Origin of the sequence: Cellulophaga omnivescoria, from assembly GCF_027915275.1 — a bacterium.
Taxonomy (GTDB): domain Bacteria; phylum Bacteroidota; class Bacteroidia; order Flavobacteriales; family Flavobacteriaceae; genus Cellulophaga; species Cellulophaga omnivescoria.
Map to the genome: position 1 here is coordinate 47,716 of NZ_CP115819.1, position 15,277 is coordinate 62,992.

19 protein-coding genes are annotated in these 15,277 nt (G+C 30.8%); 8 read left to right on the forward strand and 11 right to left on the reverse strand.

Annotation, left to right across the window (positions count from 1 at the left end):
* Positions 1 to 143 precede the first annotated feature (143 nt).
* The 4 genes from PBN93_RS00270 to PBN93_RS00285 all read left to right on the forward strand — a co-directional run bounded on the left by PBN93_RS00270 (position 144) and on the right by PBN93_RS00285 (position 3,218).
* Complete coding sequence (locus PBN93_RS00270) at positions 144 to 704, forward strand: DUF2911 domain-containing protein (protein WP_077402533.1); 561 nt, start codon at positions 144 to 146, stop codon at positions 702 to 704.
* A gap of 2 nt (positions 705 to 706) precedes the next feature.
* A complete protein-coding gene (gene meaB / locus PBN93_RS00275) occupies positions 707 to 1,744 on the forward strand; it encodes a methylmalonyl Co-A mutase-associated GTPase MeaB (protein WP_077402530.1) in 1,038 nt (345 codons plus the stop codon).
* 12 nt (positions 1,745 to 1,756) lie between these two features.
* Positions 1,757 to 2,473: a glycosyltransferase family 2 protein gene (locus PBN93_RS00280; protein ID WP_077402528.1), complete on the forward strand. Its 717-nt coding sequence runs from the start codon at positions 1,757 to 1,759 to the stop codon at positions 2,471 to 2,473.
* Between the two features lie 82 nt (positions 2,474 to 2,555).
* Entirely contained in the window at positions 2,556 to 3,218 is a 663-nt protein-coding gene (locus PBN93_RS00285; protein ID WP_077402525.1) for a hypothetical protein, read from the forward strand.
* Here PBN93_RS00285 and PBN93_RS00290 read toward each other — a convergent pair whose 3' ends face one another.
* From PBN93_RS00290 to PBN93_RS00315, 6 genes are all read right to left on the reverse strand, one after another.
* A complete protein-coding gene (locus PBN93_RS00290) occupies positions 3,219 to 3,788 on the reverse strand; it encodes a phosphatase PAP2 family protein (protein ID WP_077402522.1) in 570 nt (189 codons plus the stop codon).
* A gap of 9 nt (positions 3,789 to 3,797) precedes the next feature.
* The gene (locus PBN93_RS00295; RefSeq protein WP_013619642.1) at positions 3,798 to 4,025 is read right to left on the reverse strand and encodes a hypothetical protein; all 228 of its coding nucleotides are present in this window, start codon (positions 4,023 to 4,025) and stop codon (positions 3,798 to 3,800) included.
* A gap of 2 nt (positions 4,026 to 4,027) precedes the next feature.
* Positions 4,028 to 5,401, reverse strand: coding sequence for an MATE family efflux transporter (locus PBN93_RS00300; protein ID WP_271081159.1), 1,374 nt, complete (start codon positions 5,399 to 5,401; stop codon positions 4,028 to 4,030).
* Positions 5,402 to 5,455: 54 nt separating this feature from the next.
* Positions 5,456 to 6,232: a nucleoside triphosphate pyrophosphohydrolase gene (mazG, locus tag PBN93_RS00305; RefSeq protein WP_077402516.1), complete on the reverse strand. Its 777-nt coding sequence runs from the start codon at positions 6,230 to 6,232 to the stop codon at positions 5,456 to 5,458.
* A 96-nt stretch (positions 6,233 to 6,328) separates the two neighbouring features.
* The gene (locus tag PBN93_RS00310) at positions 6,329 to 6,556 is read right to left on the reverse strand and encodes a VF530 family protein (RefSeq protein WP_271081160.1); all 228 of its coding nucleotides are present in this window, start codon (positions 6,554 to 6,556) and stop codon (positions 6,329 to 6,331) included.
* A gap of 5 nt (positions 6,557 to 6,561) precedes the next feature.
* Positions 6,562 to 7,848, reverse strand: coding sequence for a DEAD/DEAH box helicase (locus PBN93_RS00315; protein WP_271081161.1), 1,287 nt, complete (start codon positions 7,846 to 7,848; stop codon positions 6,562 to 6,564).
* Positions 7,849 to 8,123: 275 nt separating this feature from the next.
* Between PBN93_RS00315 and PBN93_RS00320 the strand changes: the two genes are divergently transcribed.
* The 3 genes from PBN93_RS00320 to PBN93_RS00330 all read left to right on the forward strand — a co-directional run bounded on the left by PBN93_RS00320 (position 8,124) and on the right by PBN93_RS00330 (position 11,088).
* Positions 8,124 to 8,768, forward strand: coding sequence for a GDSL-type esterase/lipase family protein (locus PBN93_RS00320; protein WP_271081162.1), 645 nt, complete (start codon positions 8,124 to 8,126; stop codon positions 8,766 to 8,768).
* Between the two features lie 9 nt (positions 8,769 to 8,777).
* Positions 8,778 to 10,358 (forward strand): family 20 glycosylhydrolase, encoded by a 1,581-nt coding sequence (locus tag PBN93_RS00325; RefSeq protein WP_271081163.1) that lies wholly within the window; start codon positions 8,778 to 8,780, stop codon positions 10,356 to 10,358.
* Positions 10,359 to 10,491: 133 nt separating this feature from the next.
* Entirely contained in the window at positions 10,492 to 11,088 is a 597-nt protein-coding gene (locus tag PBN93_RS00330) for an LURP-one-related/scramblase family protein (RefSeq protein ID WP_077402501.1), read from the forward strand.
* Between the two features lie 35 nt (positions 11,089 to 11,123).
* Here the strand turns inward: PBN93_RS00330 and PBN93_RS00335 are convergent, their stop codons facing one another.
* The 5 genes from PBN93_RS00335 to ruvX all read right to left on the reverse strand — a co-directional run bounded on the left by PBN93_RS00335 (position 11,124) and on the right by ruvX (position 14,341).
* Positions 11,124 to 11,522, reverse strand: coding sequence for a response regulator (locus PBN93_RS00335; protein ID WP_077402498.1), 399 nt, complete (start codon positions 11,520 to 11,522; stop codon positions 11,124 to 11,126).
* Positions 11,522 to 12,613, reverse strand: a complete 1,092-nt coding sequence (locus PBN93_RS00340) for a PAS domain-containing sensor histidine kinase (RefSeq protein ID WP_077402495.1) — start codon at positions 12,611 to 12,613, stop codon at positions 11,522 to 11,524. Before PBN93_RS00340 ends, PBN93_RS00335 begins: the two co-directional genes overlap by 1 nt.
* 188 nt (positions 12,614 to 12,801) lie before the next feature.
* Complete coding sequence (locus PBN93_RS00345; protein WP_077402492.1) at positions 12,802 to 13,233, reverse strand: DUF5606 family protein; 432 nt, start codon at positions 13,231 to 13,233, stop codon at positions 12,802 to 12,804.
* Between the two features lie 58 nt (positions 13,234 to 13,291).
* On the reverse strand, positions 13,292 to 13,882 hold the full coding sequence (gene def / locus PBN93_RS00350) for a peptide deformylase (protein ID WP_077402489.1): 591 nt from the start codon (positions 13,880 to 13,882) through the stop codon (positions 13,292 to 13,294).
* Positions 13,883 to 13,930: 48 nt separating this feature from the next.
* Positions 13,931 to 14,341, reverse strand: coding sequence for a Holliday junction resolvase RuvX (ruvX, locus tag PBN93_RS00355; RefSeq protein WP_077402486.1), 411 nt, complete (start codon positions 14,339 to 14,341; stop codon positions 13,931 to 13,933).
* A 105-nt stretch (positions 14,342 to 14,446) separates the two neighbouring features.
* Between ruvX and PBN93_RS00360 the strand changes: the two genes are divergently transcribed.
* Positions 14,447 to 15,262, forward strand: a complete 816-nt coding sequence (locus tag PBN93_RS00360; protein WP_077402483.1) for a 2,3,4,5-tetrahydropyridine-2,6-dicarboxylate N-succinyltransferase — start codon at positions 14,447 to 14,449, stop codon at positions 15,260 to 15,262.
* Positions 15,263 to 15,277 lie beyond the last annotated feature (15 nt).

Genomic DNA, 15,277 nt, shown 5'->3' on the forward strand with positions numbered 1-15,277 from the left:
ATTTATTTTTAGTTTTTTATGGTAATCCCTATAAATTTAAAGCAATTTTACACTTTAAATAAAATACTGCTAAAAGTGTAATTTGGGCTGTTCTTAATTAAACAAGATTTAGTAACTTAGAAAAAACCTAAAAAAACCACACAATGAAAGTTATACAATGGATGATTATTACCGTAGTTGTATTGGGGCTACTTACTGTTTTTGTTGGTATACCAATGATGAAAGACCAAACAAAAAAATTTAGTCCAGAAGAAACTGTTACCTATAACAAAAATAATTACAACCTAAGTGTAGTTTATTGTAGTCCATCTAAAAAAGATAGAGCAATTTTTGGCTCTCTTGTCCCTTACAATAAAGTTTGGAGAACAGGTGCTAATGAGCCTACTACTTTTAAAACAACTTCTAACATTAAAATAGATGGTAAAAATTTAGCCGCTGGCACTTACTCCCTATGGTCTAAACCAAACAAAAATAGTTGGGATATCATTTTTAATAAAGAAGTTCCAGATTGGGGAGTTACAATTTTAAGCGGTGGAGCAGAAACTACCAGAAATACAAAACAAGATATTGTAACAGTAACTGTACCTGTAACAAAATTAGATTCGGTTAAAGAAAGATTTACCATTAACTTTGAACATAAAGAACAACCGTACTTAACTTTAGCTTGGGACAAAACCAAAGTTAGCGTACCTATTAGTAAATAATATTGAACACAAATAAAAATATAAGCAACCAAAGTGCTTCTAGAATTAAAAAGTTTAGAAGAGATTTACCTACCACAGACAGTTTAGCTAAAGGTATTTTAAGTGGTAACAAAACAGCTTTAAGTAGAGCTATAACACTTATAGAAAGTACTAATAGTACACATACAAAACAAGCTAATGAAATTATAGAGCAATGCCTACTGCACAAAACTAAGAGTATTAGAATTGGTATAACTGGTGTTCCTGGAGTTGGTAAAAGTACCTTTATAGAGCGTTTTGGAAAAAAACTTACAGCACAAGGTAAAAAGGTGGCTGTTTTGGCTGTAGACCCAACAAGTACTATTACCAAAGGCAGTATATTGGGAGATAAAACACGTATGGAAGAGCTGGTAAAAGATGAAAATGCTTTTATTAGACCTTCGCCCTCAGGGAGCTCTTTAGGAGGCGTTGCACGTAAAACCAGAGAAACTATTGTGCTATGTGAAGCTGCTGGTTACAACGTTATTTTAATTGAAACTGTTGGTGTTGGACAAAGTGAAACTGCTGTACATAGTATGGTAGATTTTTTTCTTCTTTTAAAATTAGCAGGTGCTGGTGATGAGCTCCAAGGCATTAAACGTGGTATTATGGAAATGGCTGATGCTATTGTGATAAATAAATCTGATGGAGATAATATACAACGTGCAAAAAAGGCCAAAGTAGAATTTACGCGGGCCTTGCATTTATTAAAAACACAAGATAATGGTTGGGTACCAAAAGTACTTGCTTGTTCTGCATTAGAAGATATTGGTATTTTAGAGGTTTGGGAAACAGTAACAAACTATGTTGCTATTAACACCAAAAACAACTTTTTTATACAAAAAAGACAAGAGCAAAATAAATATTGGCTATTACAAACCATTGAAGACCAATTAAAGCAACAGTTTTACAACAATAAAAGTGTAAAGGCAGAATTACAAGTTGCTATAGATGCTGTTATAAACAATAAAACATCACCCTTTACTGCTGCAGATAAATTACTAAAGTTACACAGTAAGTAATAGTTATATATTATGATGTATGAATTTACAATAGTTGTTCCTATCTATAATGAAGAGAACAGTATAGCCAGGTTAGGAAAAGAGTTAAACAATTACCTAAAAGTTGCACTAAAAAAAACAGTTGTTTTGTTTGTAAATGATGGTTCTACAGATAATAGTCAGGCTTTACTAGAACAAATATGCTGTAATAATCCACTTTTTTCTTTTTTACAATTTGATAAAAATTACGGTTTAACAGCTGCTATTAAAGCAGGTTTTGATGCAGCAGAAACCGAGCTTATTGGTTATATTGATGCAGACTTACAAACATCTCCGTTAGATTTTAACCTCTTATTAAAATACACAACAGAATACGACTTAGTTACTGGCATTAGAATACAAAGAAGAGATACTTTTTTTAAAAAGTTATCCTCTAACCTTGCCAACAAAATTAGGCGTGCTTTTACTAAAGATGGCGTAGAAGATACTGGTTGCCCATTAAAAGTGATTAAAGCAACTTATGCAAAAAAAATACCCCTTTTTAATGGTTTACACAGATTTTTACCCGCAATGGTGTTGCTACAAAATGGAAAAATAAAACAAGTTCCTGTGCAACATTCTTCTAGAATTGAAGGAAAATCAAAATTTGGTTTTTGGAATAGGTCTATTGGACCTTTAACAGACTGCTTTGCCTATTTATGGATGAAACATAAATACTTAAATTACAAAGTAGTTAAAAAAGGAAACTAAACATAAAAGTTAAAATCTTACCAAAGTATAACATACCTTTAAATGGCAATTATTACCTTTGATAATTAGCAAAAAAAACAAAATGAAAACATTAGATAAAGTAGTTTACGCAGCCTTATTTTTAATTTGTAGTATAGGTTTATATTATGGATTAACAGATAAAGATTTTTTTGATACTTCATATGCTCAAGAAGACGGCTTAGTAGAGTACGGAACAGCACTAATGCTGTTTATTATTAGTTTAATTTGTTTATACAGGTTAGTTACAATATCTAAAGGAAAATCTATTACCTGGAAAATTGGAACATTACTTTTTGCTATTTTGTTTTTATTTGGAGCCGGAGAAGAAGTTTCATGGGGCCAACGCATTCTTGGTGTAGAATCTAGTGAGTTTTTTATAGAGAACAATGCACAGGGAGAAACCAACTTACACAATATGGTTGTAGGAGAAACTAAGGTAAATAAACTTATTTTTAGCCAATTACTTATGGTTGTAATGGTTATGTATTTAATTGTGTCCCCTATTCTTTACAGAAAAAAAGAGTGGTTTAAAAAGCTAGTTAATATGTTTGCTGTGCCAATGGTTAAGTGGCACCATACAATTGCCTTTTTAATAGCAACAGCATTAGTAGTTAGCAACCCTGCTGGTAGAACTTGGGAGGTTTATGAACTAGTTTTTGGAGCTATTTTTATACTTATATTTTTAGCGCCACTAAACAACTCTATATTTAAAAAACTACCATAATTATAGCTTTAACTTAGCTGCCATTAGTTGCATTAATTTGCAGAAAATAAAGCCTAAAAAACTACCAATTACAATACCTGTAGCAACATCTAATGTATAATGTACACCAATGTATATTCTGCTGTAGGCAACAAATGCTGCCCAAGTAAGTAGGAGTACTTTTATGTATTTAAATTTATCTTTAAGCACATTTCCAAAAAATACTGCAACAGCAAAAGAATTTGCTGCGTGTGCAGAAAAGTAGCCATATTTACCACCACAGGAACTTTTTACCAAACGTACTAAACCATCTAAATCTGTATTATGGCAAGGCCTTAAACGTGCAATACCATATTTAAAAAAATTAGCCAATTGGTCTGTTGCACCTATTAAAATACCTACAGATACTAATATTAAAATTGTTTTTTTAAATCCAACTTGCTTGTACGTAAAAAATAACAACACAGCATACAATGGTATAGAACTTTTTTTATTGGTAACAAACATCCAAAAACCATCCCAAGTACTAGTTCCTAAATTATTTAAGTATAAAAAAAAGTTGGTATCGTATTGTATTAATTCTTCAAGCATAATAGTAAATTATTCTTCGTAACGAGAAATTTCTCTGTCGTAAAAAGCTGTAGCTTCAGCAATTAATTTTTCTGCCTCTTCTGTTAGTTCTGCTTCATCCTCTTTTGTAAAATCTTCTAGCCACTCTACCTCATCATCCTCTAAATTAATTATAAACCTAGGATAATCTGTATGTATAATAAATATAGCGGTTGGGTAATCTGTGTTGTCGCCCAATAAAAATTTTGGAAAATCCATAATTATTCTTCTGTATTAAGTATTAATTTTTTTGTTAGCATATTAAATCTAATATACAATAATAAGGCAGATGCAGTTAGGCCAGCCAATAAGCCAATCCAAATTCCTGTACTTTTTAAAGGTGTGTATAACCCTAAATAAAAACAAATAGGAAAACCAATTAGCCAATAAGCAATAAAGGTAATTATTGTTGGTATGGTAACATCTTGTAAACCACGCAATGCTCCTAACACTACAACTTGCAATCCGTCTGAAATTTGAAAAAATGCTGCAACAAGTAGTAGTTGAGCTGCTATTATAATAACCTCTGTATTATCTACAATATTTGCGGCATCATTTACATCTAAATACACTGTTGGTAACCAATGTCTAAATATTAAAAATAGAGCAGCAAAAATAACTTCTAATAAAAATGTGAGTAAAAATATAGATTGTGCCATTCTGCGCAAATCTTTAAAGTTACCCAATCCTTTTTGGTTACCTACGCGTACCATTGCAGCTACACCTAGCCCCATACCCACCATAAACGTCATACTAGATAGGTTTAATGCTATTTGGTTTGCTGCCTGTGGGTTTTTACCCAGAACACCGCTTATCCATATTGCTGCCGTAAAAATTGCTACCTCAAAAAACATTTGCAATGCAGATGGAAAACCAATACTCATAATTTTTTTCATTACATTACTTTCTATTTTTTTAAAGTTGAAACCTGTAACGTACTTATGAAATTTTTTGGTTTGTTTTAGTATTACCCAAAATAAAACCACCATAGCAACCCTAGATACCAAAGTACCAATAGCGGCACCAATTATACCAAGCTTAGGAAAACCAAAAGTTCCAAAAATTAGCAAATAGTTTAAAAGTATATTTATAGCATTACCTATTAAGGTAACATACATAGGATATTTTGTTTGCGATAAACCGTCTGAAAATTGTTTAAATGCCTGAAAAATTACCAGTGGAACCAATGAAAAAGCTACCAAATCTAAATAAGGCATAGCCAATTCTACAACCTCTGGCGGTTGTTTCATTAAATACATTAAAGGCTTACCTAACAGTATAACTCCAAACAAAAATAAACCTAAAACGGTACACAATATAAGTCCGTGCTTTAATGCACTTTTAGCATTGTTAACATTATCTGCTCCGTCTGCCTCTGCCACTAATGGTGTTATTGCAGTAGAAAAACCAATACCAAAAGACATTGCTATAAACACAAAGCTGTTGCCTAAAGATACAGCTGCCAATTCTGCTGTTCCCAATTGGCCAACCATTATATTATCTGCAAAACCTACAAATGTGTGCCCCAACAAGCCTAATATAACTGGGAATGCTAGCTTTAAGTTGTATTTAAATTCTTTGGTATATTGTTTCAAATTTAGAATGCTTTAAAAAATGAAAGTAAAATTATTTTAGATCTAATAACAGTATTAATTTTCTTTTTTTGCCTGGTTCCAAAAAACATCCATCTCGGCGAGTGTCATATCCTGTAAAGATGTATTCATTTCAATTGCTTTATTCTCTAAATACTGAAATCTTTTTATAAACTTTTTATTGGTACGTTCTAAAGCATCTTCTGGGTTTACCTTTAAAAAACGTGCGTAATTTATCATAGAAAATAACACATCACCAAACTCTGCCTCTATTTTGTCTTGGTTAGCATCATTTACTTCTTCTTGCAACTCTGCTAGTTCTTCCTGCACTTTTTCAAATACCTGTTGTGGTTCTTCCCAATCAAATCCTACACCGGCAACTTTGTCTTGTATTCTACTTGCTTTTACTAAGGCAGGCAAACTTTTAGGAACACCTTCTAAAACACTTTTTTTTCCTTCTTTTAGTTTCAGTTTTTCCCAGTTGCGTTTTACCTCTTCTTCATCTTCTACCTTTACATCTCCGTAAATATGTGGATGACGATGAATTAATTTATCACAAATTTCATTTGCAACATCTGCTATATCAAAATCATTTGTTTCACTACCAATTTTAGCATAAAATACTATGTGCAATAATAAGTCTCCTAATTCTTTTTTAACTTCTTCTAAATTGTTGTCTAAAATAGCATCGCCTAACTCATACGTTTCTTCTATAGTTAAATGACGCAGAGATTGTAGAGTTTGCTTTTTATCCCAAGGACATTGCTCTCGCAACTCTTCCATTATGGTTAATAACCTGTCTATAGCTTGTAATTGTTTGCTTCTAGAGTTCATCCTAAAAAAAGTTTTGGTAAAAGTACAAAGACTATATTTTTTTAGGGCACAAAAATTAAGAGTAATTTATTTAAACTAACAAAAAGTAGAATAGCATTATTGCTTTTCTTTTTCTTGCAAAAATTGTAAATACATTTGCTCTACTTTAGTACGCGCCCAAGGTGTTCTGCGTAAAAAATGAAGGCTAGATTTTACTGTTGGCCTGTGGGTAAAACAGCGTATATTAACTGTATTACCCATATATTCCCAGCCATAAAAGTCTACCAGCTCATCTATAATAGTTGCTAGTTTTACACCGTGTAAAGGGTCATTAGACTTTTGCATTGTTATTAATTGTGTTTATTGTTAGACCTACGGTCATTATTACGTTTAGGTTTACGATTATTACTAGAACTAGTTTTAGATCCTGTTTTTTTAGGTCTGTTACTAGAGTTTCTAGAACCACCACGTTGCCCTTGTTTTATTGGTTTTGTAGACGCATTAGGATCTGGCTCAAAACCTTCTACAATTTCTACAGGAATTTGCATTCCAATTAATTTTTGGATGTCTTTAAGATAAGTTGTTTCATCTGCACTTACTAAAGAAACAGCCTCCCCACTAGCTCCTGCCCTTCCTGTTCTACCAATACGGTGTACATAATCTTCAGACACGTTTGGAATTTCATAATTAATAACGTGCGGTAATAAAGGTATATCTAAACCACGTGCTGCAATATCTGTAGCTACTAAAACACGTAAGGTACCTTTTTTAAATCCGTCTAAAGCTTTTGTACGTGCACCCTGACTTTTATTACCGTGTATAGCTGCTGCAGAAATTCCTTTAGCACTCATTTTTTTACACAAATTATTTGCACCGTGTTTAGTTCTTGTAAAAACTAAAACTTGTTGCCAATTACCGTCGGAAATTAACTTTATAATTAACCCCGTTTTTTTACCTTTTGCAACTCTATAAACTTTTTGCTTAATTACTTCTACAGCTGTATTTTCTGGTGTAGCTTCAACCTGTATAGGGTTATTTAAAATACCGTGAGCTAGTTTTTTAATGTCTTTAGAAAAAGTTGCCGAGAACATTAAGTTTTGCCTCTTTACTGGTATTAATTTCATTACGCGCTCTATATCTCGTAAAAAACCCATATCTAACATACGGTCTGCTTCGTCTAAAACAAAAATTTCTACTTTATTTAAAGACAAAAACTTTTGGTTATGAAGATCTAGTAAGCGCCCAGGTGTAGCCACCAAAACATCCATTCCTCTTTTTAAATTTGCTATTTGCGGTTTTTGGTTTACTCCACCAAATATTACGGCAGAACGCAAATCTAAAAACTCGCTATACTCTTTAACATTAGCATATATTTGAGCAGCTAATTCTCTTGTTGGCGTTAATATTAAACCACGTACAGGCCTGTTTCTTAATGGTTTTTCTTGAGATAACAAATGTAATAATGGTAAAGTAAAACCAGCTGTTTTACCTGTTCCTGTTTGTGCAGATGCTAAAACATCTTTACCTTCTAAAACTGGTGGTATTGCTTTTTCTTGTATTGGAGACGGAGTAGTATACCCCTTTTTATCTATTGCTTTTAATAGATTATTAGATAAACCTAAGTTTTTAAATGTCATAAATTAGTATTACTGAACTGTAACTTTATATTAGAGTCTGTTCTTAAAATTAAATGCAAAAGTAATGCTATTTTTATGGTTAACACTTTCTTTTAGAAAATGTTAAGACCCAAACTGTAATTAACTCTAATAGAATACATTAATAAAACTCTGCACACACTACAAAAAAGTTTGTTACTTTTAAAAATTACCTTTATTAAAATATTATCTTATACCTATAAAAAATACATATATAACATATAAATGCAAGCCATATTAACATTATATTTGAAAGTATGAGAGTTTTACTATCCTTTTTTTTATTTATCACCTTTTTTGGTTTTAGCCAAAACAAACATCGTTTTTATAATGAAGTACAAACGCTTCAAGAAAAATATAGTAGTAAACGTAATAGCACACAACCAAGCATTGTTTTTACTGGTAGTTCTAGCATTAAATATTGGAAAACAATACAAAAAGATTTTCCAAACAAGAACATTATAAACACTGGTTTTGGTGGTTCTACTGCAGAAGATTTATTGTTTTTTACTGATGATTTAATATTAGCATACAACCCTAAACAAGTTTTTATTTATGAAGGTGATAATGATATAGCAGGGAACAGAAACTGCAATCTAATACTAACACAACTAAAACAAATAATTACTAAAATAAAAAGTGCTAATACTACCACACAAATTGTTTTAATATCTGTTAAGCCCAGTATTGCAAGATGGCATTTAAAAAAGGACTATAAAAAGCTAAACAGAAAATACAAAAAAATAGCAAAAAAAGACCCAAACATTAGTTATGTAGATGTATGGAAACCAATGCTAAATGGCAATAAAGTTAAGACTGATATTTTTACAAAAGATAATCTACATATGAACGCTAAAGGTTACCAAATTTGGCAAAGCGTAATTACAAACTATATTAATTAACCACTTTAAATGAAAAACTCTATCTTGTTTAGAACCTTTTTAACCCTTATTGGTCTTTTTTTAATAATTGCCTGCCAAGAAAAAAGAGTAATTATAAAATACCCCACTACAGATTTATCTGCAGAGAATATGATTCCCTTACCATTAAAAATAACACCAACTAATAGTGCTTTTGGGTTGGATAAAAATACTGCTATTTTTACATCTAGCGACTCTGGTTTTAAACAAGTAGGCTCCTTTTTATCTAACAAAATAAGTGCTAAAATTAAATTAGATGTTCCTGTAAACACTACAAATACAAATACATCTAAAATTATATACATTAACAAAACTGATAGCTTGGAGCTAAAAAGTAAAGAAGCTTACCAAATGTATATTACACAGGACTCTATTATTATAAATGCTAAAACAGCTGCTGGAGCCTTTAGAGGGATACAAACACTAAGACAAATTATACCTCTAAAAAGCAATGATACGCTTACTACCCATAAAATGTGGCTTGTACCTAGTGGAAAAATAATAGACCAACCTAATTATGAGTATAGAGGCACAATGTTAGATGTTGCGAGACATTTTTTTAGTGTAGAAGATGTTAAAAAATACCTAGATATTTTAGCTTACTATAAATTTAATGCATTGCACTTACATTTAACAGATGACCAAGGTTGGAGAATAGAAATTAAATCTTGGCCAAAATTAACAGAAATTGGCGCTAGCACAGAAGTTGGCGGTGGCCCTGGAGGGTTTTATACCCAAGAAGATTTTAAAGAAATTGTACGTTATGCAACCAAAAGGCTTATTACAATTGTACCAGAAATAGATATGCCCGGACATACAAACGCAGCCGCTGTAGCTTACCCACAACTAAATGGCAACGGAAAAACACCAAAAGTTTATACTGGTATGCGCGTTGGCTTTAGTACTATAGACACAAATAAAGATCTTGTATACGCTTTTATAGATGATGTGGTAAGAGAAATTTCTGCAATTTCTCCAGGACCATATTTTCATTTAGGCGGTGATGAAAGCCACGTTACTAAAAAGAAAGATTTTAAAAAGTTTATTTTAAAAGTATCAAAAATTGTAGAAAGTCACGGAAAAACACCAATAGGTTGGGATGAAATTGCTACAACTGATATTAAAAACAATGCCATAACACAATATTGGAGAAGTGAAAAAAACGCAAAATTGGCTTTAAATAAGGGTATGAAAATTATTTTATCACCAGCTAAAAAAACTTATTTAGATATGAAATACGATTCCCTGTCTAAACACGGTTTAACTTGGGCAGCTTATATACCTGTAGACACGGCTTATTTATGGACACCAGAAAACTTTATAAAAAATTTACCTAAAGAACAAGTATTAGGAATTGAAGCTCCTTTATGGTCTGAAACTATTAGTAATATTGAGGAATTAGAATATTTAGCCTTTCCAAGAATTATTGGTTACTCTGAGCTAAATTGGACCATAAAAGAAAATAGGAATTGGGAAAACTACAAAAATAGATTAGCTAACCAAACCCCTTATTTAAACAGTATGAGAGTGAACTATTACCCTAGTGAACTTATAGATTGGAAAAAAAATTAAAATAATTTAAAAAATAGACAAATTGTTTTAAGGTGCTAAATGTTATTAAATATTTATGTTATTATTTTAACGCAATAACACAAGCTCCAAAGAGTTATATAACCTATAAACAACTAAAACTTAGATTTATTTTATGCAAAACATTCAATTTCCTGTAAAGTTTCAATTTAAAATTTCTTCATTTTCTAACGATTTTACTGCTACAGATGCTAGTGGTAAAACAATAGCATATGTTAAACAAAAGATGTTTAAGTTTAAAGAAGAAATTAAAATTTATAGTGACGAATCTAAAGCAAAGGTTAATTATAGCATTAAGGCAGATAAATGGTTAGATTTTTCTGCTGCCTATGCCTTTAAAGATGAAAATGGTAAAGAATTTGGCAAAGTTGCTCGTAAAGGATGGAGATCTTTATGGAAAGCACATTACGATATTATAGATGAAAACCAAAAGCAACAATACAATATATCTGAAGAAAATCCTTGGGTTAAAGTTTTTGACTCTATGTTAGGAGAAATTCCCGTGTTAAGTATGTTTACTGGTTATTTATTTAATCCTTCTTATATCGTAAAAGATAACCAAGGCAAGTCTATTATTAAACTAAAAAAATCTGCTTCATTTTTTGGCAGAAATTTTGAACTAACCAAACTAGGCGAACTAGATAATGACGATGACGACCGTATTATGCTAGGCTTAATGATGATGATTTTACTAGAAAGAAGAAGAGGATAACATAAATTAAATGCCTTGTAAAAACAAGGCATTTATTATTTTAAACATTCTCTTAAAGACATTAATATTTTTTGAAGTTTATCATAATTTAATGGTTTTTCTAAATAACTAATTACATCTAAAAATGTTTTAGCTTTTTCTTTATCTGAAGGTCTGCCAGAAGAAGTTACAATTACAATAGGCACACCCATACAAATACAGTTTTGCTCTTTACTCTCCATAAACTCAAAACCATCCATAATAGGCATATTAATATCTAATACAATTAAGTCTGGCTTATTGTGTTTTAAATATTCTATAGCTTCTTTACCATTTTCTACAGCAGTTATGTTATTATATCCTAAATTGTTTAATTTACTAGTTGTTATAAAGTTAGTTACTACATCATCTTCAATTAGTAAAATTTTACATAAGTTGGTTGTATTTTTATCCATTAAAAATATATTTTAAATTGTGTTCCTTTGTTTTCTTCACTTTCTACTAATATTTGTCCACCGTTACCTACAACAATAGAATGTATAATATAAAGTCCAACGCCCAAGCCTTCTACGTGTGTGTGCATTCTTTTAAATAAACCAAATACTTTACTTTTTCCGTTACTAGTATCAAAGCCCAAACCGTTATCTTTAATTAGTAAAACTGGTTTATTGTTTTCTAAATGAGTAGATATACTTATTATTGGTTTTCTGCGAGGGTGTTTGTATTTAATAGCGTTAGATATTAAGTTATGCAAAATACTATCAAACTGTATAGGATTGTAATTTATACTTTGCACAGCAGTAAAGTCTTCTTTAATTATTGCCCTGCTGGTAATTATTTTTTCTGAGTGTATTGCTTTTATTTTCTCTACAACATCTTTAAATATTACTTTTTCTTTTTTTTCTTCTAAATTAGATTTTAAGGCAATTACATTGTTTAAAGCCTTTAACTTATCGCACATAAGTTTACCAACATATTTTAGCTTATCAAATATTGGTTTTACTTCATCTGTTATTGCATTGCTAGACTCTAACATACCAAATAGGCTTTGCATATTTGTTAAAGGAGCTCTAAGATCATGTGCTGCAACATACGAGAATTCTTCTAATTCTTTATTTTTTAATTTCAAATTTTCATTTACAATCTGCAAATTATTTTGGGTAGCTTTTAGCTTATCTATTGTAGTAATTAAATTTGTAATATCTAAAGTTGTTACACCTAAACCTTCTCCTACCTTAAAAGCCCTAACTATAAAAACAAAAGTTTTATCATCTGTATAAAAAGAAATTTCATCTAAACTGATAGGTTCTCCTGTTTTAATTACATTTTTATATGCTTCTAATCTTTCTGTACCCTCCAAATAAGGAAATGCCTCTAAAATAGACTTCCCTATAAAATCACATTTTTTAATATTTAGTGTAGATATTGCAGCTTCATTCATATCTAAAAACACCATATTTTTATCAAATATTACGCTTGGTGTATGTGCCATATCAAAAAAAGCTCCTTTTACCTCATTGTCTACATTCATAACTTTTGCACTCATACTACTTGTTTTTTATTTGGGGTTAAAACTGTAATCTGATACAAATTTGGGTCTATTTTTATACAATTTAGGATCATTTGCTGTAGAAAAGCAGTAAGTGTAGACGAACGGTAAAATACATCTGTTAAATAAAAAAAGGCAACATACTTTTACATATGTTGCCTTTTACATCGTTTAATATTCTGTTTTTATTCTGCTGCAGACTCTTCTGTTTCTTTACTTTCTTTAGGTTCAGAAAAATCTGTAATACCATGGTCATGTAATAAATTATACCATTGTATTACTTTTTTAATATCACTTGCATAAACACGGTCTTCATCATAATTAGGCAATACTTCAAAAAAATACTCCTCTAATTTTAACTTGTCATCCTTGTGTTTAACTGAAGTTTTTTCTCCATTTTCTTTAGTTTGTATTTTACTAAATACTTCTCTTAATGGAACTTCTTCTTCTAACGTATATATTGCAATTTCTGATAAAACACTAACATTTGTGCGCATGTTTACCGTACTTCTTTTTCCGTCTAATAAAGATTCTGCTACAAAACCGGTACGTGTTTGTGTTACTAACTTATGTAATCCTGGCTTACCAGAAATTGATAAAATTTTATCTAAACTCATATTTTATTTTATATATCTATTACAAATATTATATTTTTTATAGGGATAAAAAAGAAATCTATCTTCCTTTTTTCATTTCAGGAAAACGCATTCTGTATTCCACTCTAATTTTTCCTTTAGAAATATTTCCTAATTTACTCTTAAGCAATCTTTTCTTTAATGAAGATAATTTATCTGTGAACAAAATACCTTCTATATGGTCATATTCGTGCTGAATAACCCTTGCCAACAAACCACTATATTCCTCTGTATGTTCATTAAAGTTTTCATCTAAATACGTAATTTTTATATTTTCTTTTCTAGATACATCTTCTCTAATATCTGGTATACTTAAACAACCTTCATTAAAAGCCCATTCTTCACCAGATTCTTCAGTAATTTTAGCATTAATAAATACTTTTTTAAATCCATTTAAAGCTTTTTGTTCTTCTTCAGACAAATCTTCATCATCAGAAAAAGGTGTTGTGTCTACTAAAAATATACGCAATGGCAAACCAATTTGTGGTGCTGCTAAACCTACTCCACTTGCGTTATACATAGTTTCCCACATATTCTCTAAAAGCTCTTTTAGCTTAGGATGATCTTGGTTTATATCTTTCGCTTTTTTTCTTAGCACAGGATCTCCATATGCTGTAATTGGTAAAATCATATTACTACTTAATTTTTGTGAGTTGTTATTTACTTAACAACTAATATTTTAATTTCTATTTAAATAAGATTGTAAAATAATTGTAGCACTAATTTCGTCTACAAGTGCTTTATTTTTACGTTGTTTTTTATTCAATCCACTATCTATCATTGCATTAAATGCCATTTTAGATGTAAAACGTTCATCTTCTCTTTCTATAATCATATTAGGAAAAACAGCTGTAAGATTTTCTAAAAAAGGAATTATTAACACTTCTGACTCAGACGCTGTATTATTCATCTGTTTAGGTTCCCCTACTATAATTTTATCTACTTTTTCTTTAGCTATGTAATTTTTTAAAAATGTTATTAACTCTTTAGTTGCTACGGTTGTTAAACCAGATGCTATAATCTGCAACTCATCTGTTACAGCTATGCCTGTACGCACTTTTCCATAATCTATAGCTAATAATCTACCCAAACTGTTTTTTTTGGCAAAAATAATATATAAATTGTTATATGTTTACATTTGGTTAAATTATTAAGTCTCACCTATTATCTTTGCTAAAATTGATTTTACAAAAAAATGACAGAATTACAGAAAACTATAGAAGCTGCTTGGGATAACCGAGATTTATTAAAAGAAACAGCTACACAAGACGCTATTAGAGAAGTTATAGATTTAATTGATAATGGTGAATTAAGATGTGCCGAACCTGCAGGTGACGATTGGCAAATAAATGAATGGGTAAAAAAAGCTGTTGTTCTTTATTTCCCTATTCAGAAAATGGAAACATTAGAAGCAGGTATTTTTGAATACCATGACAAAATGCCTTTAAAAAGAGGTTATAAAGAAAAAGGAATACGTGTAGTACCAAATGCGGTTGCAAGACACGGTGCTTACATATCTCCTGGTACTATTTTAATGCCTAGTTATGTAAACATTGGTGCTTATGTAGATGAAGGTACAATGGTAGATACTTGGGCTACTGTTGGTAGTTGTGCTCAAATTGGTAAAAATGTACACTTAAGTGGTGGTGTTGGTATTGGTGGTGTTTTAGAACCATTACAAGCATCTCCGGTAATTATAGAAGATGGTGCTTTTATAGGTTCTAGATGTATAGTTGTAGAAGGTGTAAGAGTAGAAAAAGAAGCTGTTTTAGGTGCTAATGTTGTTTTAACAATGAGTACTAAAATTATAGATGTTACTGGTGATACTCCAGTAGAAATGAAAGGTAGAGTACCTGCACGTTCTGTAGTTATACCAGGTAGCTACACTAAAAAATTTGCTGCGGGTGAATACAACGTTCCTTGCGCATTAATAATAGGTAAACGTAAAGAAAGTACCAACAAAAAAACATCTTTAAATGATGCTTTAAGAGAGTATGATGTTGCTGTATAGTAGATGTATACTAGA